Here is a 22217-nt window from a genome sequence, read left to right as displayed (position 1 = left end):
TTACTTGGTGCCGATCACTTCGATATCAACGCGACGATCCGGCTGCAGGCAGTCGATCAGCGCCTTGGACTTGCCGTTACCCTTGCACTTGTCGCCGGTAACCGGTTGCTTCTCGCCCTTGCCTTCGGTGTAAACACGGTTGGCTTCAATACCCTTGGAAACCAGGTATTCCTTGACGGCAGCAGCGCGCTTTTCCGACAGCTTCTGGTTGTAGGCATCGCCACCGATACGGTCAGTGTGACCAACGGCCAGGATCACTTCCAGCTTGATGGCCTTGGCCTTGGAAACCAGCTCGTCGAGCTTGGCTTTACCAGCCGGGCGCAGAACAGCCTTGTTGAAGTCGAACAGGGCGTCGGCAGCGACGGTGATCTTTTCACCGGACGGCTTCGGACCGGCAACGGCAGCACCGCCGGCAGCGCCCTTGGCAGCGGCTTCACAGGCTTCCTTCGGCAGCAGGTCCTTGTCGCATTCGCAACCGGCAGCGTCCTTGGCGGCAGCAGCCGGGGTCCAGTAACCGGTGCGCCAGCACAGGCCGAAACCGGACTTGGCGACGACGTCGCGCTGGTCGATCACGTAAACGCGTTCTTGAGCAGTAGCAGCGAAACCGATACCGGCCAGCAGGGCCAGAACCAGTGTTTTCTTGGCGATGTTTTTGATCATTGTTTTCCCTCGTTGAAGAAAATTTAAAAATCCTTGACCCGCAAATTCAGCTAAAACTAAGCCTCACCGCGGACTTCAAGCTTATTTTGCCATAGGGCAATGGCCGAATCCAAGTCATTTTGCCCATTCGTGCGTAAAGTTTTGTGGTCTACGCAACACTTTCCGGCGACCCAAACATGGCTGACATTTTCCCGTCCGGCAACGTGGACAAGATGTGACAGCGGATCAAAACAAGGTTGTGTTTCCAGGTTGCCAAGCTCCACTGCGCAGAGGTCTGCCGCCTTGCCAATGGTGATTGATCCTGTTTCATGGCTGAGGCCGAGTGCGCTCGCGCCATTGAGTGTTGCCATGCGCAAGACTTCGTTGGCTGGCAAGGCACTGGCATCGCCGGTGGTTCCTTTGGCGAGCAGTGAGGCCAGTCGCATTTCTCCGAACAGGTCGAGTCGATTGTTGCTGGCCGCACCGTCGGTGCCCAAGCCCACATTGATGCCGAGTTGTCGCATTCTTGCGACAGGGGCAATGCCGCTTGCCAGTTTCAGGTTCGATGTCGGGCAGTGCGCGATGCTGCTGCCGCTGTCGGCCAGTATCGCCAGATCAGCTTCATTGTTGTGCACTGCATGCACGCCGATGAATGAGGGGCCGGTTAGCCCCAGTTTTTGCAGTCGCTGAAGTGGTGTTTGCCCGTGTAGCTTGAGGCTGTCGGCCAGCTCCTGGCGTGTTTCGTGAACGTGGCAGTGGATCGGTAGGTTGAGTTGTGCCGAAAGCGTCAGGATGCGCTCGAAAGTGAGATCGGAGACGGTGTAGGGGGCGTGCGGCGCAAGGCAAAAGCCGATCAGTGGATGGTCGAGCCAGTTTTCGCGGGCTGCAAGGCCTTTGTTGATGTAGTCATCGGCGTCGCTGGCGTAAGGGGTCGGGAACTCCAGTGTGGTGATGCCGAGCATTGCGCGCATGCCGAACTCGGCTACGGCGGTTGCTGCTGCTTCGGGATAAAAATACATATCACTGAAGCAAGTGATGCCGCCCTTGAGCATTTCGGCGCAGGCCAGGCGAGTGCCGTCGTACACGAACTGTGCCGACATGTGTGCTACTTCGGCTGGCCAGATGTGTTCCTGCAGCCATTCCATCAAGGGGAGGTCATCGGCCAGTCCGCGCATGAGAGACATGGCTGCGTGCGTGTGCAGGTTGATCAGGCCGGGAATGAGAATGTGTTCGGCGAGTGTGACCCGTTCCTCCGCCCGGTATCGTGCCCGTGCTTCACCGGTGGGCAGAATGTCGATGATTCTGCCGTTGTGAATCGCCACGGCATGGTTTTTCAGTACCACATCAGGGTCGACCGCGGCAATCCAGCGGGACTCGATCAGCAGGTCGATGATTTCGGGTGTTCTTGTCATGGAAAACGACGTCTGTTCATTGATGGTGGCGTGTTAAAATAACAAATTACGCTCGATTCAACTAATACGGCATCGCGCAAGCGGTGCGAATGTGAGACATGGACCAATTCGCCAAAGAAACTCTGCCGATCAGCCTCGAAGACGAGATGCGGCGTTCCTATCTCGATTACGCGATGAGCGTGATTGTCGGTCGTGCCCTGCCGGATGCGCGTGACGGCCTGAAGCCGGTACATCGCCGCGTCTTGTTCGCGATGCACGAGTTGAACAACGACTGGAATAAGGCGTACAAGAAATCAGCCCGTATCGTCGGTGACGTGATCGGTAAATATCACCCGCATGGTGACTACGCCGTTTATGAAACCATCGTTCGCATGGCGCAGGATTTTTCGCTGCGCTACATGTTGGTCGATGGCCAGGGCAACTTCGGCTCGGTGGACGGCGACAGCGCGGCAGCGATGCGTTACACCGAAGTGCGCATGGCCAAGATCGGCCACCAGTTGCTGGAAGATCTCGACAAGGAAACCGTCGATTTCGGGCCAAACTACGATGGTTCCGAGCATGAGCCGCTGGTCATGCCGGCACGCATTCCCAATCTGCTGATCAACGGTTCTTCCGGTATTGCTGTGGGTATGGCGACGAACATTCCGCCCCACAATCTGAACGAAGTGATCGCCGGTTGTCTGGCCTTGCTGGAAAACCCGGCAATCACCATTGACGATCTGATCGAATACATTCCGGCCCCCGATTTTCCGACGGCTGCGCTGATTTACGGTGTGATGGGTGTGCGCGAAGGTTACAAGACCGGTCGTGGTCGTGTGGTCATGCGCGCCCGTACTCACTTCGAGGACATGGAAAAGGGCAATGGGCGTCAGGCACTGATCGTCGATGAAATTCCCTACCAGGTTAACAAGAAGTCGCTGATCGAGAAAATCGCTGAACTGGTCAACGAGAAGAAAATCGAGGGCATCTCGGACATCCGCGACGAGTCCGACAAGTCCGGTATGCGCATCGTCATCGAACTGAAGCGTGGCGAAGTCGGCGAGGTCATCCTCAATAACCTCTACAAGCAGACCCAACTGCAAGACACCTTCGGCATGAACATGGTGGCGTTGGTCGATGGCCAGCCGCGCCTGCTCAACCTCAAGCAGATGCTTGAGTGCTTCCTGTCGCATCGTCGCGAAGTGGTGACGCGCCGTACTGTCTATGAACTGCGCAAGGCGCGCGAGCGTGGCCATATCCTGGAAGGTCTGGCCGTCGCGTTGTCCAATGTTGATGACATCATCACGCTGATCAAGGCGGCACCGACGCCGGCCGATGCCAAGCGCGGGCTGATGGAACGCCAGTGGCGCAGTCCGGTGGTTGAGGAAATGCTGGTTCGTGCCGCCTCGGATGCTTCGCGTCCGGATGGTCTGGCGCCGGAATTCGGTTTGTCGTCGCAGGGCTATCGTTTGTCCGATGCTCAGGCCCAGGCAATTCTGGAACTGCGTCTGCAGCGCCTGACCGGTCTGGAGCAGGACAAGATCGTCAGCGAGTACAAGGACGTCATGGCCAAAATCCTCGATCTGCTCGATATCCTGGCCAAGCCTGCACGCATCACCGAAATCATTGTTAGCGAACTGACCGCGATCCGTGAACAGTTCGGCGACGAGCGTCGTTCGGAAATCGTACTGCACACGCAGGAGCTGGGGATTGAAGATTTCATCACGCCGATGGACATGGTCGTCACGTTGTCGCATGGCGGTTACGTCAAGGCTCAGCCGCTGGCCGATTATCGTTCGCAGCGTCGTGGCGGGCGTGGCAAGCAGGCAGCGGCGATCAAGGACGAGGATTTCGTCGATCACCTGTTCGTCGCCAATACGCACGATTACATCCTGTGCTTCTCGAATCGCGGCCGTTGCTACTGGCTGAAGGTTTACGAAGCGCCACAGGGTAGCCGGACCAGTCGCGGCAAGCCGATCGTCAATCTCTTCCCGTTGGAAGAGGGCGAGCGGATCAATGCCGTGCTGCCGGTCAAGGAATTCTCCGATGACCAGTACGTCTTCATGGCGACGGTCATGGGAACGGTCAAGAAGACCCCGTTGTCCGACTTCTCCAACCCGCGCAAGGCCGGCATCATCGCCGTTGCGCTGGACGAAGGCGATATCCTGGTCGGCGTCGAGCTGACTTCCGGCCAGAGCGATATCGTGTTGGTTTCGGATGCCGGCAAGGCAGTCTGGTTCGACGAGGAAGATGTCCGTCCGATGGGCCGTGGGGCTCGTGGCGTGCGCGGTATGCGTCTGATGGAAGGTCAGTCGGTCATTTCTCTGCTGGTCGCCGAGAGCGATCAGGCGACCGTGCTTGTTGCAACCGAGAATGGCTACGGTAAACGTACTGTTCTGGCTGATTTCCGTCACTCCGGTCGCGGTACGCAGGGCGTTCGCGCCATTGCCGACAGCGAACGCAACGGAACGGTAGTCGGTGCCAAGCTGGTCAGCGATGAAGATGAAATCATGCTGATCACGACCGGTGGCGTGCTGATCCGGACCCGCGTTGCGGAAATCCGCGGCATGGGCCGGGCGACACAGGGCGTCACGCTGATTTCGCTGGATGAAGGCGAGAAGCTGGCTGGTCTTGAAAAAGTGGCCGAATCCGTCGTTGAAGTCGAAGCGGAAGCCGAGGGCGATGCGGCAGAGGCGGTTGTCGAGGCAGCCCCTGAAACCCCGGCGCCGAATGTTGAAGAAGGTGGAGAAGCCTGATGAGTCGAATCTGGAATTTCAGCGCCGGTCCGGCTGCTCTCCCAGAAGAAGTCCTGCGCCAGGCGCAGGAAGAGCTGCTCGACTGGCATGGCGCCGGTTGCAGCGTGATGGAGATGAGCCATCGCGGCAAGGAGTTCACCAGCATCATCGAGCAGGCCGAAGCCGACCTGCGCGAGTTGATGGGCATTCCGGCCAATTACAAGGTGCTTTTCCTGCAAGGCGGTGCGACGCAGCAGTTCGCGCAGATCCCGATGAATTTGCTGGCCGGCCGTTCGGCCGATTACATCGTGACCGGCTCCTGGTCCAAGAAGGCCCTGAAGGAAGCGCAGCGCATCGGTACGGCGCGTTGTGCCGCAACGACGGAAGGCAGCGCCTTCACTCGTTTGCCGGTGGCTGAAGAGATCAAGCTCGATCCGTTCGCGGCTTACCTGCACGTCTGCACCAACGAAACGATCCATGGTGTCGAAATTCCGGCTGAGCGCATTGCCGATGTCGGCGTGCCGCTGGTCGCCGACATGTCATCGCATATCCTGTCGCGCCCGGTCAATGTCGAGAAATTCGGCATGATTTACGCCGGGGCGCAGAAAAATATCGGTCCGTCCGGTCTGACGCTGGTCATCATGCGCGAAGAGTTGCTCGGCATGGCACCGCTGACGATTCCGAGCGTGATGGATTACGCGGTGATGGCCGAAAACGGTTCGATGCTCAACACGCCGCCGACCTACGGTATCTACATCGCTGGTCTGGTTTTCCAGTGGCTGAAGAAGCAGGGAGGTCTGGCCGGCATTGACGCGGTCAACGCCGAAAAAGCCCGCATTTTGTACGAATGCATCGACAACTCGGGTGACTTCTATGTCAATCCGGTCGATGCCGATTGCCGCTCGCGCATGAATGTCCCGTTCACACTGGCCGATGCCGGGCTGGATGCTGCATTCCTCGCCGAGTCCAAGGCTGCCGGCCTGGTTTCGCTGAAAGGCCACAAGTCGGTCGGCGGCATGCGCGCCTCGATCTACAACGCGGTTCCGCTCGCCGGTGTTCAGGCGCTGGTGGAATTCATGAACGATTTCGCCAAACGCAACGGTTAAGCCACGATGAGCGACGAACTGCAGAAGGCCCTGGCCGGTGTGCGCACCGAAATTGATGGCATCGACGCCGAATTGCTCCGCCTGCTTAACCAGCGTGCCCGTTGTGCGCAAAAAGTTGGCGAGATCAAGGCCGAGCATGGCGACGCCGGTTATATCTACCGCCCCGAGCGTGAGGCGCAAGTGCTGCGTCGCTTGCAGGAACAAAACCCCGGGCCTTTGCTCGGTGAAAACATTACCTTCTTTTTCCGCGAGGTCATGTCCGCCTGTCTGTCGCTTGAGCAGCCGCTCGGCATCGCTTTTCTCGGTCCGCTCGGCACCTTCTCGGAATCTGCTGCGACCAAGCATTTCGGCCATGCCGCACGTTTGCTGCCGCAATCGTCGATCGACGATGTTTTCCGCGAAGTCGAATCCGGCCATGCCCAATACGCCGTGGTGCCGGTCGAAAACTCGACCGAGGGCGCGGTTGGCCGGACGATGGATCTGCTGCTTGGTACGCAGCTCAAGATTTGTGGCGAAGTGGTTCTGCGCATTCATCAGAATCTGCTGACCAATGAAACCGATCTGAACAACATTACCCGGGTTTATTCCCACGCCCAGTCGCTGGCCCAGTGCCACGAATGGCTGAACAGGATGTTGCCGAATGCCCAGCGCATTTCAGTCGGCAGTAATGCCCAGGCTGCCCAGAAAGCTTCCGAAGAAGTCGGTACGGCGGCGATTGCCGGCGAGGCAGCGGCCGCACGCTACAGCCTGCCGCGTCTGGCTGAAAATATCGAGGACGAGCCGAACAACACGACGCGTTTCCTGGTGCTGGGTCGCCATGATGCCGGCCCGTCCGGCCGCGACAAGACGTCGTTGATCATGTCGGCGCCGAATCGCACCGGGGCGCTGCATGAACTGCTGTTGCCTTTGTCAACGTCGGGCGTTTCGATGTGTCGCCTGGAGTCACGTCCGGCTCGCAATGCCTTGTGGGAATACGTTTTCTACGTCGATATCGAAGGGCATCGTGATGAAGCCCCGGTCAAGGCGGCGCTTGAGGAACTTGCCCGGCGTGCGGCTTACATGAAAATTCTCGGGTCCTACCCGGTTGCGGTTTATTGAGGATTGCACCCATGAGTCTTGCTGAACAAGCCTTGTCGTATGTCCGTGCCATTTCGCCTTATCAGCCGGGTAAGCCAATTACCGAGCTGGCCCGTGAAATGGGTATTCCGGTTGAAAGCATCGTCAAACTGGCGTCGAACGAGAACCCGCTGGGCATGAGCCCGAAGGCCAAACTGGCTGTCGAGGCTGCAATTGGCGGTATCGAGCGTTACCCCGATCAATTCGACCTGATCAAGACGGTGGCCGAGCGCGCTGCCCTGAATCCCAGTCAGGTGGTACTTGGCAACGGTTCGAACGATGTGCTTGACCTGATTGCCCGTGTTTTCCTGGCGCCTGGCCGTTCGGCTGTTTTCGCCCAGCACGCCTTCGCGGTTTACCCGCTGGCGACGCTGTCGACCGGGGCAGAGTTGATTGCCACTCCGGCCAAGAATTTTGGTCACGATCTGGCGGCCATGCGTGCCGCCATCCGGCCTGATACGAGGATTGTCTGGATTGCCAATCCGAACAATCCAACCGGCAATTTCCTGCCGTATCCGGAAATTCGCGCCTTCCTCGAAAGCGTGCCAAAGGATGTCGTGGTCGTGCTCGACGAGGCTTACAACGAATATCTGCCACCGGCCGAGCGCGTCGATACGGCCAGCTGGATCAAGGATTTCCCGAATCTGGTGGTGACCCGCACTTTCTCGAAGATTTTCGGCCTGGCCGGTTTGCGTGTCGGTTATGCCCTTGCTTCGGCAGAAGTGGCCGATCTGATGAATCGGGTGCGTCAGCCGTTCAACGTCAATAACCTGGCCATCGCGGCAGCGATTGCGGCGCTCGATGATGTCGAGTTTGTTGCCACCAGTTACGAGCTGAACCAGTCCGGCATGGCGCAAATCATTGCCGGGCTCGACAAGCTCGGGCTTGAATACATCGCTCCGCACGGTAATTTCGTGACCTTCAAAGTCGGCGATGCTGCCGGGGTTAACCAGAAATTGCTCCAACAGGGCGTCATCGTTCGTCCGATCGGTGGCTACGGCCTGCCCGAGTGGTTGCGCGTCACGATCGGCAAAACGTCCGAAAATACGCGCTTCCTGGAGGCGTTGGAGAAAGCCCTCTAAATGCCGGAGTTTGGCAAGCTTGTCGTTTTTGGTACTGGCCTGATTGGCGGTTCTTTTGCCCTCGCGCTCAAGGAAGCCGGCGCGGTGGAAGAGGTTGTCGGTTTTGGCCGTACCCCGGCCACGCTGCGTTCGGCGCAGCAGTTGGGGGTGATCGACCGGGCCGGAATCAATCCGAATCACGAAATTGAAGATGCCGACATTATTCTGGTGGCGACGCCCGTCGCCCAGATGCCGGAAATTTTCAATCGCATTGCACCTTACCTCGGACCAAATACCATCGTGACCGATGGTGGTTCGACCAAGGGTGATGTCGTCGCTGCGGCGCGTGCCGCCTTTGGCGAGCGTATCGGTCAGTTTGTTCCGGCGCACCCGATTGCCGGGGCAGAAAACAGCGGTCCCTCGGCGGCGCGTTACGACCTGTATGAAGGCAGGAAGGTTGTTGTGACGCCCTTGCCGGAGAACAGCGATGATTCGCTCGATCACATCAAGCGTGCCTGGTCCTTGTGCGGGGCGGATATTTACGAGCTGACGCCGGAAGCGCATGACCGCGTTTTTGCTGCAGTCAGCCATCTGCCGCATCTGCTTTCCTTCGCCTTGGTGCACGATCTCGCCGTGCGCGAGGATGCGGACGTGTTCTTTACCTTTGCCGCCTCCGGCTTCCGCGATTTCACGCGAATTGCGGCCAGCCATCCGGAAATGTGGCGCGACATCTGTCTGGCCAACCGCGAAGCACTGCTCGGCGAGCTCGATAGCTACCGGGCGCAGCTCGATGAATTGCGCCTGGCGTTGGCGCAAAACGACGGTGCCCGCCTGGAGGAAATCTTCGGCGTCGCCCGCAAGGCACGACGCGATTGGGCGGGGGACTGATGGCTGGGGTGTGGCGGGTCATCCTGCTTGTCTGGGTGTTGCTTTTCCCGACTTTGCCGCATGCTGCTGCGCCAGCCATTTTGCTTGCCGAGGTTTATCGCAACCAGGTGGATGTGACGCGCTATCTGGTCAGCGAAAAGCTGGATGGTGTGCGTGCTGTTTGGGATGGTCGGACCCTGCGCTTTCGCAGTGGGCGCGAAGTCAACGCCCCGCAATGGTTTCTCGATGGCTTGCCGAAGCAGGCGCTGGATGGCGAATTGTGGCTGGGGCGTGGCACCTTCGAACGTCTTTCCGGGATTGTCCGGCGCGATGTGTCGGATGAGGCCGAGTGGCGGCAAGTTTGCTACATGATTTTTGAACTGCCCGGTGGCGACGGTGATTTTCGTCAGCGTGCCGAGCAAATCCGGTATCTCGTGCAGCAGGCCAATGTGCCGTGGTTGCATGCAATCGAGCAATTACCGGTCGTCGACCGCGACAGTCTGCAGAAGCGGCTCAACGAAGTAGTCAAGGCCGGTGGTGAAGGCTTGATGCTGCATCGCGCCGATGCGCGCTACGAAACCGGGCGCAGCGATATCTTGCTCAAGATCAAGCCCTGGGAGGATGCTGAGGCAGTGGTCATCGCACATTTGTCGGGTAAAGGAAAGCACGCTGGACGACTCGGTGCCTTGCGCGTGAAAACCGATGATGGGCGCGAGTTTTCGCTGGGCACTGGCTTGAGCGACGCGCAGCGAGACAATCCACCGGCTATCGGGACAACTGTGACGTATCGCTATCGTGATCTGACGCGCAACGGTTTGCCGCGCTTCGCCAGTTTTTTGCGCGTCAGGGCTGCTGAGTGATGCGGCGTATCGATATTTCCTCGTTCTTCAGTTTCAAGGGGTTGGGCAAATGATTCTGGTCACCGGTGGTGCCGGCTTTATCGGCAGCAATTTTGTGCTCGACTGGTTGGCGCAATCCGACGAGCCCGTGCTCAATCTCGATGCGCTGACCTATGCCGGAAATCTCGATAACCTGTCCAGCTTGCAGGGTGATTCGCGCCATATTTTTGTTCACGGCAGCATTGACGATGGTGAACTGCTGAGTCGTTTGCTGGCCGAGCACAAGCCGCGTGCGATCCTTAATTTTGCGGCTGAATCGCACGTCGACCGCAGCATTCATGGCCCGGAAGATTTCATTCAGACCAATATCGTCGGTACCTTCCGTTTGCTGGAAGCGGTGCGCGCTTACTACGGTCAACTGGAAAATCCGGCCAAAAATGAATTCAGGTTTTTGCACGTCTCGACCGACGAGGTGTATGGCTCACTGGCCAAGGATGACCCCGCTTTTGCCGAAACCAACCGCTACGAGCCGAACAGTCCGTATTCAGCCAGCAAGGCTGCCAGCGACCATCTGGTGCGGGCTTACCACCACACCTACGGCCTGCCGGTACTGACCACCAACTGCTCCAACAACTACGGCCCTTACCACTTTCCAGAAAAGCTTATTCCACTGGTTATCCACAATGCACTGGCCGGCAAGCCGCTGCCGATCTACGGTGATGGTCAGCAGATCCGCGACTGGCTTTACGTCAAGGACCATTGCTGTGCCATTCGTCGCGTGCTGGAGGCTGGCCAATTGGGCGAAACCTACAATGTGGGCGGCTGGAACGAAAAGCCCAATCTTGAGGTTGTCCATACGTTGTGTACGATCCTCGATGAACTCAGCCCACGGGCTGATGGCAAGCCGTACAAGGCGCAGATTGCCTATGTCCAGGATCGTCCCGGTCACGACCGGCGTTATGCCATCGATGCGACCAAAATCGAGCGTGAGCTGGGTTGGAAACCGGCTGAAACCTTTGAAACAGGGATTCGCAAGACGGTGCAGTGGTATCTCGATAATCAGGCCTGGGTGGCCAACGTGACGAGTGGCAGCTATCGCCAGTGGCTGGACCGGAATTACGGAGCGCGCACATGATCAAACGCAAAGGCATCATCCTGGCCGGCGGTTCCGGCACCCGGCTTTATCCGGCCACCTTGTCGGTCTCGAAGCAGTTGTTGCCGATCTACGACAAGCCGATGATCTACTATCCGCTGACCACGCTGATGCTGGCGGGAATCCGCGATATTCTGGTCATTTCGACGCCGCAGGACACGCCGCGTTTTGCCCAGTTGCTCGGTGATGGCAGCCAGTGGGGGATCAACCTTCAGTATGCCGTCCAGCCCAGTCCGGATGGCCTGGCGCAGGCTTTCATTCTGGGTGCCGACTTCGTCGGGAACGACCCCTCGGCGCTGATCCTTGGCGACAACATCTTTCATGGCCACGAATTCAGCGATTTGCTGCACTCGGCCAATGCCGACGAGCAGGGGGCTACTGTCTTTGCTTACGCGGTCACTGATCCGGAGCGTTACGGCGTTGTCGCTTTCGATGCCTACCAACGTGCCATTTCGATTGAAGAAAAGCCGGTTGTACCGAAGTCGCGCTACGCCGTCACCGGCCTGTATTTTTACGACAATGCCGTGGTCGACATCGCAAAATCGATCAAACCGAGCGCGCGCGGCGAGCTGGAAATTACCGACGTCAATCGTGTTTACCTGGAGCGCAATCAACTCAAGGTCGAGATCATGGGGCGCGGTTATGCCTGGCTCGATACCGGCACACATGATTCGCTGCTTGAGGCGGGGCAATTCATCGCCACAATTGAAAAACGCCAGGGCCTGAAAGTGGCGTGCCCGGAGGAAATTGCCTGGCGTCAAAAATGGATATCCGACGATGATTTGGTCAATATCGCCCAGTCCTACGCCAAGACCGGCTACGGCCAATACCTGCTGGGCATGCTCAAGGAAAAGATTTACTGATGAAAGTCACGCCAACTGCAATTCCCGAAGTTCTTGTCATCGAGCCAAAGGTTTTTGGTGATGACCGTGGTTTTTTCTTTGAAAGCTTCAATCAAGCAGCCTTCAAGGAAGCCACCGGGCTGGATGTGATTTTCGTGCAGGACAATCATTCGAAAAGCGCCAAAAACGTCTTGCGCGGCTTGCACTATCAAGTTGTTCAGCCACAAGGCAAGCTGGTGCGTGTCGTGCAGGGCGAGGTTTTCGATGTTGCGGTCGACATTCGCAAAGGCTCCAAAACGTACGGACAATGGGTCGGTGAAATACTCTCGGCTGAGAACAAAAAGCAGTTCTGGGTTCCGCCAGGCTTTGCCCATGGTTTCCTGACGTTGAGCGATACGGCCGAGTTTCTCTACAAGACGACGGATTACTACGCGCCGGAGCATGAGCGATGTATTCGTTGGGATGATGTGTTAATAGGTATTAAATGGCCTATTTCGGAAAAGCCGATGCTGTCAGCTAAAGATGACGCTGGATGTGCTTTTCGAGAGTATTGAGCATGCTGACTACAGGTAAAATATCTACCAAAGCATAGTAAATTGATCATAGGTTAAGTGGGATTATTAATATTTAATGAAAAAAGTTCTTATTACCGGTGCCGATGGATTCATAGGTTCGCACCTTACTGAACATATGGTGCGACAGGGGTATGACGTCCGTGCTTTTGTGCTTTACAACTCATTTGATAGTTGGGGTTGGCTTGATCAGTGCGCACCGGACGTGCGTGGAAAATTTGATGTGTTCGCCGGCGACGTGCGTGATCCGAACGGGGTGCGCAAGGCGATGGAAGGCTGTGATATCGTTTTGAATTTGGCTGCTTTGATCGCTATTCCCTATTCGTATCACTCACCAGACACCTATGTTGATACGAATATTAAGGGAACGCTGAACGTCGTTCAGGCAGCACGAGACCTCGGGGTGGAGCGTGTGATTCAAACGTCAACCAGCGAAGTGTATGGTACTGCTCGATACGTCCCGATTGATGAAAAGCATCCGCTGCAAGGTCAGTCTCCCTATTCCGCGACCAAAATAGGAAGTGACCAAATTGCGCTTTCTTTCTACAACGCATTCAATACCCCCGTCAGTATCATCCGTCCATTTAATACCTATGGGCCGCGTCAGTCGGCACGAGCCATCATTCCGACGGTTATTACCCAGATCGCAAGTGGCAAGCGAAAACTGAAACTGGGGGCGCTACATCCAACAAGGGACTTCAACTACGTTCAGGACACGGTGCGTGGTTTCCATGCCATCGCAGAATCCGAGGGCTCGATTGGTGAAGTCATCAATATCGGCAGCAATTTTGAGATATCGATTATTGACACAGTTCGCTTGATTGCCGAGACCATGGGAGTGGACGTTGAGATAGAGACCGATGCAGTCCGCTTGCGTCCGGAGAAAAGTGAAGTGGATCGTTTGTGGGCGGATAACACAAAGGCATGGGAAATCGCTGGGTGGAAGCCTGAATACGCAGGCCGCGAAGGCATGAAGCGTGGCATGGCTGAGACAGTCGCATGGTTTAGCAATCCAGACAACCTCAGACGGTACAGGTCTGACAGCTATGTCATCTAATTTCACACCTGCTTCTGTTCTCGATGCGTTGCGCTCGGTTGTTCCCACAGGCTCGGCGCCGCTGCACGAACCGCATTTCCAAGGGAACGAGTGGGCGTACGTCAAGGAGTGCCTGGACACCGGCTGGGTTTCGTCTGTCGGCAAATTTGTTGATCGCTTCGAGCACGATATCGCCGAGTTTACCGGCGCCCGGTACGCTATAGCTGTAGTAAATGGCACAGCAGCCCTCCATATCTGCCTTAAACTCGCTGGCGTTGAATCAGGTGATGAAGTAGTGATGCAGTCCCTGACCTTTGTGGCTACAGCCAATGCCGTTAGCTACTGCGATGCCGTCCCGCATTTTGTTGATGTCGAAGAGAACTCACTTGGAATTGATCCTGAGGCTTTGTCTGAACATCTCGGCAATATCAGTGAATTTCGGGGCGATGCGTGTTACAACCGCCTAACTGGACGCCGTATTCGCGCCTTGTTACCAATGCATACCTTTGGGCACCCTTCCAACTTGGACGCACTTCTGGAGGTCGCAAAGCGATTTCACCTAGAATTTATCGAAGATGCTGCTGAGTCCCTTGGATCGTATTATCGCGACCGTCATACCGGCAATTTTGGTCGCCTCGCTGCCTTCAGCTTTAATGGCAACAAAATTATTACTACTGGCGGTGGTGGCGCAATTGTCACTAACGACGAAGTGCTAGCTAAGTTAGCAAAACACATCACAACTACCGCCAAATTGCCACATCGCTGGCGTTTCGATCACGATATGGTCGGTTTTAACTATCGGATGCCGAATATAAATGCAGCGCTGGGGTGTGCCCAAATTGAGCAACTCCCCGAGTTTCTTGCTGCCAAGCGACAGTTATTTGCGCATTATCGCGAGGCATTCTCGGGAATTGAAGGCATTCGCGTATTTGGTGAGCAAGAAGATTGCAGGAGCAACTACTGGTTGCAGACTCTGCTACTCGACAACGAGCACGCTAGCATGCACAGCAGTCTACTTGAGGCGAGTAATAACAATGGATTAATGACGCGGCCAGCTTGGACACCTTTGCACCGACTTCGTCCATACGCAGAATGCCCACGTATGGAACTGCCGGTGACGAGTTCCCTAGAAAAGCGCATTATTAACATTCCAAGTAGTCCTCAGTTAGTAGCCATATCCCGATGATTTATCCGGGTGAAATTCTCTCGCCCCTATCTTATTGGGGTTACTTGAGCGGCATAAGTGAAGATATTTCATTAATATTTTAAATTCATTAAAAATGAGAACTTTGATTATTGCCGAAGCAGGGGTCAATCATAACGGTGACCTGACAATGGCACGGCACTTGATCGATGCTGCGGCAGACGCAGGAGCAGACATCGTCAAGTTTCAAACCTTTAAGGCTGACCGGTTGGTTACGGCGTCAGCCAAGAAAGCCGCATACCAGATGGTCACCACGGCAGCCGATGAGTCACAGTACGAGATGATTCGGCGACTGGAGCTAAGCGAAGCAATGCATGAGCAACTTATCGCTCACTGTAAATTACGAGGGATTGAATTTTTCTCAACGGCATTCGATATAGAAAGTCTTGATTATCTAATGTCTCTCGGCATGGAAAGAATCAAAATTCCTTCCGGCGAAATTACAAATCTCACTTACCTGCGACGCGTTGGCAGTTTTGGTAAGCCGGTTATTCTATCGACGGGCATGTCTAATCTTGGCGAGATTGAAGCAGCCTTGATGGTGCTTGAGAAGGCTGGAATGACGCGTGACCGGATTTTCGTGCTTCACTGTAATACCGAATATCCTGTACCGATGCGCGAAGTAAATTTAAGAGCAATGCAATCCATTCGTCAGGCTTTTGGCGTTAGTGTCGGATTTTCAGATCATACCAAGGGAATCGAGATTGCTATTGCTGCAGTCGCGCTTGGGGCCTGTATCATCGAAAAACACATTACGCTTGATCGTAAACTGCCTGGCCCTGATCACAATGCAAGCATTGAGCCCGATGAACTAGCACGCTTGGTCTATTCGATCCGTAACCTCGAGCTTGCGCTTGGAGATGGCATTAAGAGTCCTTCGGACAGCGAGGTGAAAAATCGATTGGTGGCGCGAAAATCGCTGGTCGCTGCCCGGGTGATAACGCAGGGTGAGCTGTTCTCGGAGCAAAATCTTGTGGCAAAACGTCCTGGTACGGGGATCTCGCCGATGTGTCTTGATGAGTTGCTGGGCCGTCCGGCACCACGGGACTTTGCGCCCGACGAACCGATACAACTGTAATGCGTAGGATTTGCGTCGTTACGGGAACTCGCGCCGAATATGGCTTGTTACGTTGGTTGATGCAGGACATCGAGGCCGACCCTTGTTTGTCGCTACAAGTCATTGCCACATGTATGCATCTGGCTCCGGAATTTGGTGATACCTACCGCGAAATCGAATTGGATGGATTTATTATCGACCGCAAGGTAGAAATGCTGCTCAGCGGAGATTCTCCATCGGCTATCGGGAAGTCGATCGGTTTGGGGGTGATTGGATTTGCAGATGCCTTTCAATCCCTTACTCCAGACTTGGTGATCGTCTTGGGAGACCGTTTTGAGATACTTGCCGCGGTCAGTGCTGCTTTGGTTGCGCGTATCCCGGTTGCTCATTTGCACGGTGGTGAACTGACTGAGGGGGCGGTTGACGACGCAATTCGCCACGCGGTTACCAAAATGTCCCACGTCCATTTTGTGGCCACCGAAGCCTACCGGCAGCGTGTTATCCAACTTGGTGAGAGTCCAGAAAGGGTGATCTGCGTTGGTGGCTTGGGTGTTGATGCAATCATGCGGCAGCCCCTCATTTCTCGCGAAGCCTTGGAAGCATCGCTGGATTTTCAATTTCGTCAACGCAACCTGCTGGTAACCTTTCATCCGGCGACCCTTGATACGGCGTCGCCAGCAGCGCAAATGGCAGAATTGCTGGCAGCCCTTGCTCCGCTTGATAATGTTGGTTTGATCTTTACTTTACCCAACGCCGATGCTGGTGGGCGGGAGCTCATGCGTCAAGTGTATGCGTTTGTTGATGGCCGCAGCAATGCCAAGGTATTTGTGTCACTGGGTCAGCAACGCTATTTATCCTGCATGGCCTTGGTCGACGGCGTTGTAGGAAACTCCTCGAGTGGTCTTTTGGAGGCTCCATCGTTTCGTGTTGGTACGGTTAACCTCGGTAGCCGTCAGCACGGGCGAGAGCAGGCTTCCAGCGTGATTAATTGCGAGGTTGAACGTGGAGCTATCACTGATGCCATCGCTACGCTGTTTTCGACCGAATATCGGTCTAGCCTTTACAATGTGCACAATCCCTACGGGAATGGTGGTGCTAGCGCGCGGATCGTTGCTGAAATTAAACAACTGGAACTGGATAAACTGGTGAAAAAGACGTTTTTTGACCTTCCTGCTGCTTCGGGGGGGGGGGCGACATGAGTCTGCCAGAACACCTGTGGCGAAAAATTATGCTGTCGCCGGACAAGCTTATCCGAGACGTTATTGCCAATTTGAACGAGAGTGGGCTGCAGATCGTGCTCGTAGTCGATGATTTTGGCAGATTATTGGGTACTGTTACTGATGGAGATATTCGCCGCGGTTTGTTACGGGGCGGGCAGATTGATTCCCCATTGTCTGCTGTAATGCGCAGCAACTCCTTGGTGGTGCCGCCGGAAATGGGGCGGGAGATGGTTGCGCATCTGATGCGTGTCAACAAATTGCGGCAGCTTCCTGTGGTCGATGGCGATCATCGGGTTGTCGGACTCCATCTCTGGGATGACGACGTGGCAGGAGAGGTTCGCTCCAATACTATTGTGATCATGGCAGGAGGTTTGGGAAAGCGAATGCGCCCCCACACCGAAACCTGCCCAAAGCCGATGCTACCTGTTGCCGGAAAGCCTATGCTAGAGCACATCATTGAGCGTGCCCGAGGAGAGGGTTTTCGCCACTTCGTGCTGGCCATTATGTATCTCGGTCACGTAATCGAAGATTATTTCGGCGACGGTTCGCGTTGGGATGTAAGCATCGACTACCTGCGCGAGATATCCCCACTGGGTACGGCCGGGGCTCTTGGCTTGCTCAATCCGCAGCCTTCTGATTCCTTTATTGTGACCAACGGCGATGTCCTCTCCGACATTCGATATGGTGAAGTGCTGGATTTCCATTATCGGCAAGGGGCTGCCGCCACCATGGCAGTACGTCTCTACGAATGGCAGCATCCCTTTGGCGTGGTGCAGACAAATGGAGTCGATATCGTTGGCTTTGAGGAAAAACCGGTTAATCGAACGCACATCAATGCCGGAATCTACGCGCTGAGCCCACAGGCGTTGACTCACGTCAAGCCTAACATGCTGCTGGATATGCCCAGCCTCTTCGAGCAACTGCAGTACGAGGGTAAACGTACCGTTGCCTTTCCTATGCATGAGCCTTGGCTTGATGTAGGACGGCCAGATGATTTAGCTCTGGCCAACAAAACGTAGAGAATACTGAACTGGAGAGTTTTAGAAATGTCCTTAGCTATCCCTGAATTGCGTTGGTGTTCCAACTGTCTCGCAATGTCTACTCGCCCAAGAATTACCTTTGATGAGCGTGGTTACTGCAATGCATGCCGTTGGGCCGAGACAAAAACAAATCTAGATTGGGGGGCTCGGCTTAACGAGTTGCAGCAGCTTTTGAATCGGCATCGCTCGAGTAACGGTCGATTCGACTGCTTGGTGCCGGTTAGCGGAGGGAAGGATGGTTCGTATGTGGCCTACAACCTGAAGCACAAATATGGCATGAACCCTCTCGCTGTAACTGTAACTCCAGCTCTACCTCTGGAACTTGGAGACAAGAACCTCCGTGCTTTTGTGAACAGCGGGTATAACCATATTTCCGTCAATCCATCATATGAGGCTATGCGCAGGCTTAATAAGGCTGGATTTGTCGATATTGGCTTTCCGTACTATGGATGGCTGATCGCCATTCATACAGCGGTAATACATGTGGCAATGGGCTTTGGAATTGATCTGGTTTTCTACGGAGAAGATGGTGAGGTCGAATATGGTGGATCGACTGAAACAGCCAAGAATCCGATTTACGACGTGAATTATCAGAAGAAGATCTACCTCGAAGGCGGGTATGAGAAAGTGCTTGAAAGCTGCGGACTTCCGGAGAGCGAATTGCAGTTTTTCAGATTTCCCGCTTCCGATGCGCTAGATCGGAACCCCATTGACCTGACCCATTGGTCCTACTACGAGAACTGGGACCCGTACCGGAATTATTTGGTGGCGAAGGAACACTGCGGCTTGCAGGAGGCAGACTCATCAAATGCAGGAACCTTCACCAATTTCGCGCAAAACGACCAAGCACTTTACGCTTTGCATGCTTATCTAATGTATTTGAAATTCGGTTTTGGTCGAGCCAACCAGGATGCAAGTATCGAAATTCGCCGTGGGGCAATGGACAGGCAGCAGGCTCTCAACTTGGTTCGTCTCTACGATGGCTATTATCCCGAGGAATTTATTGATCTATATCTGGACTATTACCAGATGAGCAAGGCAGAGTTTGATGCCGTACTTGATCGCTACGCGAATCGCGCTCTCTTTGAAAAAATAGATGGTCGCTGGATGCCAAAATTTCAGGTCGTTTGATGACAAACAATTCCGTCACGATTGTCGACTACGGCATGGGCAACATTTGCTCAGTGGTTAGCGCATTCAATTATCTGGGGTGCGATGCGCTAGTTGTGAGCGATCCAGACCTTGTTGCCAGTGCGGATACCCTTGTCCTGCCTGGTGTCGGCTCGTTCAGAAAAGCTATGACATCTTTGCGCGAGCAAGAGTTGGACCTCGCACTCGAGCATGCGATCCTGAATCGTGGTCGGAAAATTCTTGGCATTTGCTTGGGCATGCAATTGTTGGGAGAGAGAGGTTTAGAGGATGGTGAAACGCATGGTTTAGGTTTGATTCCTGCCGTTGTCGAACGTTTTTCTATCGATGAGGTCCGTGGTTCGAAGATTCCCCATGTTGGTTTCAACAGTGTCAATGTGCCTCCCGGAAGTCGCTTGATGGCAGGACTGCCTGCGGAGGCTGATTTTTATTTCGTGCACTCATATCGAATGTTGCCGGACGGTGTGCCGGGCTTGGCCGCTAATTGTGTCTACGGAGTTGAGTTTTTGGCAGCGTACGAGCACGCGAATATCTTCGCGACTCAGTTTCATCCCGAAAAGAGTCAGTCAAACGGGTTGTTGTTGCTGAAAAACTTTATTGAGTGTGCCTGAAATGCTCAAGAAGCGTCTGATATTCACGCTGCTTTACTCTCGTGGCCATTTCATGCTGAGCCGAAATTTTCGACTGCAGAAGGTTGGCGATTTCAATTGGCTACAAAGAAATTACGATTTTTCGCATATTGCTTATTCGATCGATGAGCTGGTCGTTCTCAACGTCGATCGAGATGGCGCGTGCCAGAAAGAGTTCTGTGATGTTCTAAAATTGCTTGCAAAAGGTTGTTTCGCCCCCATCGCTGCTGGCGGTGCCGTCCGATCGATCGATGATGCTCGGGCGCTGCTTCGTTCGGGGGCAGACAAAATCGTGCTTAACACTCCACTTTACGAATCGCCAGAGTTGGTCAGGGCACTTGCCGCAGAGTTCGGCCAGCAGTGCATTGTTGGTTCTGTGGATGTAAAGCGCTCGGAAAGCAAGGGGTATGCGGTTTTTTCAAGCTGCGGAGCGCTTGAGATTGAGGCGGACTTGTCGGGATGGATCGATCAAATCTCAGCAGAGTCAGTCGGTGAAATTTACCTAAATTCAATTGATCGGGACGGTACTGGTCAGGGCTACGATTTCGGCATCCTGGATTCCCTTTCCCGGAAAATAGGCGTCCCTGTAATTTTTGCCGGTGGTGTAGGGAATACCGCACACCTAGCCGCTGGGCTTGCTGACTCGCGGATTGATGCAGTAGCTACGGCCAATCTGTTCAATTTTGTTGGGGATGGACTGAAAAAGGCACGGCGCACCTTGGTCGATAGTGGGGTGAATTTGCCACTTTGGAATATCGAGTTGATGGAGCGCCATTTTGCTTCACTTCGGAAAGTTGCTCAGTGATCGCGCGGGTCCTCATTGTCGGTTACGGGAGTATTGGTAGCAGGCATCTCAGATTGGCAAGGCAATTGCTCCCCGAGGCCGATATTCGGGTATTGCGGCATCAAGTCGATCACTTCGTGCCCGAATTTTCAAACGGCTGTTTCTACTCTCTGGAGAGCGCTCTATGTTTTGCTCCTCAGCTTGCCGTGGTAGCCAATCCGGCACCATTTCACCTGAACGTAGCATTGCCTTTGGCGGAGCAGGGGGTGCATCTGCTGATAGAGAAACCGCTGTCTGATTCTGCCGCCGATATTTCTCTGCTGATTGAACTGTGCCAAAGGAGGCAGTGTGTTCTGATGGTCGGATACAACCTGCGTTTTCTCCCTTCACTGGTACGTTTTCGCGATCTCGTTCGTAGTGGCGAGCTGGCAGGGAAGATAGCTTCCGTTCGTTGCGAGATCGGCCAGTATCTGCCAACCTGGCGACAGGGGGGGGATTACAGGAGCGGTGTTTCGGCACGCAAGGCTTTGGGTGGTGGGGCGCTGCTCGAATTAAGCCATGAGATCGATTACCTGTGCTGGATCTTTGGACGGGTTGACTGGGTGAGGGCTGCTCTATTACACCAGAGTGGCTTGGAAATCGACGTCGAAGATTCCGCACATCTCCTTATTGGTTTTGAGCCAATCAACGACGGACATCAACTGGTTGCCACGCTGAACATGGACTTCATTCGACACGACACTACCCGCATCTGTGTTGCCATCGGTTCTGAAGGGAGTCTTCGCTGGAATGCGCTGACCGGCTGCGTGGATTTTTTTGCTAGGGGTGCGGCCAATTGGGAAACGATTTATTCGTATACTCAGCAGCGTGACGAAAGCTATCTCGCAGAGTGGCAACACTTTTTAAGGCTTATTGAGGATCGAGAGTCACCTCTGGTCAGCGGGGAGGATGGGTTGATGGTGATGGAAGTCATAGACGCGGCTCGCAGAGCAGCAGATTCATGTGGCCTTGAGTTGATTAATTCGGGTGAGCAATGAAGGCGACGGCGTTTATATTTGCGCGAGGTGGTTCGAAGGGGTTGCCTGGGAAGAATATTCGTCCTTTGGCTGGTAAACCATTGATTGCATGGTCGATTGAGCATGCGCTGTCGGTCGGTCGAATCGATCGCGTCATTGTTTCTACTGATTCGGAAGACATTGCGGCACTGGCGAAAGCCCATGGTGCTTGTGTGCCTTTCATCCGCCCAGCGGAGTTCGCAGCAGATAACTCCCCGGAATGGCTGGCTTGGCGCCATGCATTACGTTTTCTGGAAGTTACCGAAGGTGCATTGCCGGAAGTGATGGTCTCGTTGCCTGCGACGGCACCATTGAGACAACCGATAGACATCGAAAATTGTCTAGATGAGTACGCAAAAGGTGATGCCGATGTGGTAATTACCGTCACCGAGGCGCATCGCAGTCCTTATTTTAATATGGTTAAGGAGAATGCGGATGGGTGCGTCGGTTTGGTGATTCCACCCATATCAGCGATTACCAGGCGCCAAGATGTGCCTGTAGTTTATGACATGGCCACGGTGGCTTATGTGATCAGGCCTGAATTCGTCTTCTCGAGCGATGCTATTTTCAAGGGGCGGGTACGTGCTGTTCAAGTCCCGAAACAACGCGCTATCGACATTGATACACTTTACGATTTTCAGATGGCTGAGTGCCTCTTGTGTCTCGGCAATGATTGAAATGCAGATGTCGTTATCGTTCCAACTGCCCTGAAATCCACTTGG

General features: G+C 54.7%; 21 protein-coding genes. 19 read left to right on the top strand and 2 right to left on the bottom strand.

Features of this window, described 5'->3' with window-relative positions:
* Both GBK02_RS12670 and GBK02_RS12665 read right to left on the bottom strand, forming a co-directional pair.
* Window positions 1–660: an OmpA family protein gene (locus GBK02_RS12670; protein WP_203467005.1), complete on the bottom strand. Its 660-nt coding sequence runs from the start codon at window positions 658–660 to the stop codon at window positions 1–3.
* Window positions 661–716: 56 nt separating this feature from the next.
* Window positions 717–2051 (bottom strand): TRZ/ATZ family hydrolase, encoded by a 1335-nt coding sequence (locus GBK02_RS12665; protein ID WP_203467004.1) that lies wholly within the window; start codon window positions 2049–2051, stop codon window positions 717–719.
* 98 nt (window positions 2052–2149) lie between these two features.
* Between GBK02_RS12665 and gyrA the strand changes: the two genes are divergently transcribed.
* The 19 genes from gyrA (at window position 2150) to GBK02_RS12570 (ending at window position 22172) form a co-directional block, all read left to right on the top strand.
* Window positions 2150–4786, top strand: coding sequence for a DNA gyrase subunit A (gene gyrA / locus GBK02_RS12660; protein ID WP_203467003.1), 2637 nt, complete (start codon window positions 2150–2152; stop codon window positions 4784–4786).
* Window positions 4786–5871 (top strand): 3-phosphoserine/phosphohydroxythreonine transaminase, encoded by a 1086-nt coding sequence (gene serC, locus GBK02_RS12655; RefSeq protein ID WP_203467002.1) that lies wholly within the window; start codon window positions 4786–4788, stop codon window positions 5869–5871. The genes gyrA and serC overlap by 1 nt, the downstream gene beginning before the upstream one ends.
* A gap of 6 nt (window positions 5872–5877) precedes the next feature.
* Window positions 5878–6969 (top strand): prephenate dehydratase, encoded by a 1092-nt coding sequence (pheA, locus tag GBK02_RS12650; protein WP_203467001.1) that lies wholly within the window; start codon window positions 5878–5880, stop codon window positions 6967–6969.
* A gap of 11 nt (window positions 6970–6980) precedes the next feature.
* Window positions 6981–8069, top strand: coding sequence for a histidinol-phosphate transaminase (gene hisC, locus GBK02_RS12645; protein ID WP_203467000.1), 1089 nt, complete (start codon window positions 6981–6983; stop codon window positions 8067–8069).
* Window positions 8070–8936: a prephenate dehydrogenase/arogenate dehydrogenase family protein gene (locus GBK02_RS12640; RefSeq protein ID WP_203466999.1), complete on the top strand. Its 867-nt coding sequence runs from the start codon at window positions 8070–8072 to the stop codon at window positions 8934–8936.
* Window positions 8936–9775: a DNA ligase gene (locus tag GBK02_RS12635; RefSeq protein ID WP_203466998.1), complete on the top strand. Its 840-nt coding sequence runs from the start codon at window positions 8936–8938 to the stop codon at window positions 9773–9775. The genes GBK02_RS12640 and GBK02_RS12635 overlap by 1 nt, the downstream gene beginning before the upstream one ends.
* A 49-nt stretch (window positions 9776–9824) precedes the next feature.
* Window positions 9825–10889 carry a dTDP-glucose 4,6-dehydratase gene (gene rfbB, locus GBK02_RS12630; RefSeq protein ID WP_203466997.1) on the top strand — a complete coding sequence of 355 codons (1065 nt, stop codon included), beginning with the start codon at window positions 9825–9827 and terminating at the stop codon, window positions 10887–10889.
* Window positions 10886–11770 carry a glucose-1-phosphate thymidylyltransferase RfbA gene (gene rfbA, locus GBK02_RS12625; RefSeq protein ID WP_203466996.1) on the top strand — a complete coding sequence of 295 codons (885 nt, stop codon included), beginning with the start codon at window positions 10886–10888 and terminating at the stop codon, window positions 11768–11770. The genes rfbB and rfbA overlap by 4 nt, the downstream gene beginning before the upstream one ends.
* Complete coding sequence (gene rfbC / locus GBK02_RS12620; RefSeq protein ID WP_203466995.1) at window positions 11770–12303, top strand: dTDP-4-dehydrorhamnose 3,5-epimerase; 534 nt, start codon at window positions 11770–11772, stop codon at window positions 12301–12303. The genes rfbA and rfbC overlap by 1 nt, the downstream gene beginning before the upstream one ends.
* Window positions 12304–12379: 76 nt before the next feature.
* Window positions 12380–13378 carry an NAD-dependent 4,6-dehydratase LegB gene (locus GBK02_RS12615; RefSeq protein ID WP_203466994.1) on the top strand — a complete coding sequence of 333 codons (999 nt, stop codon included), beginning with the start codon at window positions 12380–12382 and terminating at the stop codon, window positions 13376–13378.
* Entirely contained in the window at window positions 13368–14543 is a 1176-nt protein-coding gene (locus GBK02_RS12610) for a LegC family aminotransferase (protein WP_203466993.1), read from the top strand. Before GBK02_RS12615 ends, GBK02_RS12610 begins: the two co-directional genes overlap by 11 nt.
* A 94-nt stretch (window positions 14544–14637) precedes the next feature.
* Complete coding sequence (gene neuB, locus GBK02_RS12605) at window positions 14638–15639, top strand: N-acetylneuraminate synthase (RefSeq protein ID WP_203466992.1); 1002 nt, start codon at window positions 14638–14640, stop codon at window positions 15637–15639.
* A complete protein-coding gene (neuC, locus tag GBK02_RS12600; protein ID WP_203466991.1) occupies window positions 15639–16817 on the top strand; it encodes a UDP-N-acetylglucosamine 2-epimerase in 1179 nt (392 codons plus the stop codon). The genes neuB and neuC overlap by 1 nt, the downstream gene beginning before the upstream one ends.
* Window positions 16814–17857, top strand: a complete 1044-nt coding sequence (locus GBK02_RS12595) for a nucleotidyltransferase family protein (RefSeq protein ID WP_203466990.1) — start codon at window positions 16814–16816, stop codon at window positions 17855–17857. The genes neuC and GBK02_RS12595 overlap by 4 nt, the downstream gene beginning before the upstream one ends.
* Window positions 17858–17884: 27 nt before the next feature.
* On the top strand, window positions 17885–19009 hold the full coding sequence (locus GBK02_RS12590; RefSeq protein ID WP_203466989.1) for an N-acetyl sugar amidotransferase: 1125 nt from the start codon (window positions 17885–17887) through the stop codon (window positions 19007–19009).
* Window positions 19009–19638, top strand: coding sequence for an imidazole glycerol phosphate synthase subunit HisH (gene hisH, locus GBK02_RS12585; protein WP_203466988.1), 630 nt, complete (start codon window positions 19009–19011; stop codon window positions 19636–19638). The genes GBK02_RS12590 and hisH overlap by 1 nt, the downstream gene beginning before the upstream one ends.
* 1 nt (window position 19639) lies before the next feature.
* On the top strand, window positions 19640–20461 hold the full coding sequence (locus GBK02_RS12580; RefSeq protein WP_203466987.1) for a HisA/HisF-related TIM barrel protein: 822 nt from the start codon (window positions 19640–19642) through the stop codon (window positions 20459–20461).
* Window positions 20458–21477 (top strand): Gfo/Idh/MocA family protein, encoded by a 1020-nt coding sequence (locus tag GBK02_RS12575; protein ID WP_203466986.1) that lies wholly within the window; start codon window positions 20458–20460, stop codon window positions 21475–21477. Before GBK02_RS12580 ends, GBK02_RS12575 begins: the two co-directional genes overlap by 4 nt.
* Window positions 21474–22172, top strand: a complete 699-nt coding sequence (locus GBK02_RS12570; protein WP_203466985.1) for a cytidylyltransferase domain-containing protein — start codon at window positions 21474–21476, stop codon at window positions 22170–22172. Before GBK02_RS12575 ends, GBK02_RS12570 begins: the two co-directional genes overlap by 4 nt.
* Window positions 22173–22217: the final 45 nt, after the last annotated feature.

The organism is Dechloromonas sp. TW-R-39-2 (assembly GCF_016864195.1).
GTDB lineage: Bacteria > Pseudomonadota > Gammaproteobacteria > Burkholderiales > Rhodocyclaceae > Azonexus.
This window is presented reverse-complemented; position numbering and strand designations above follow the sequence as displayed.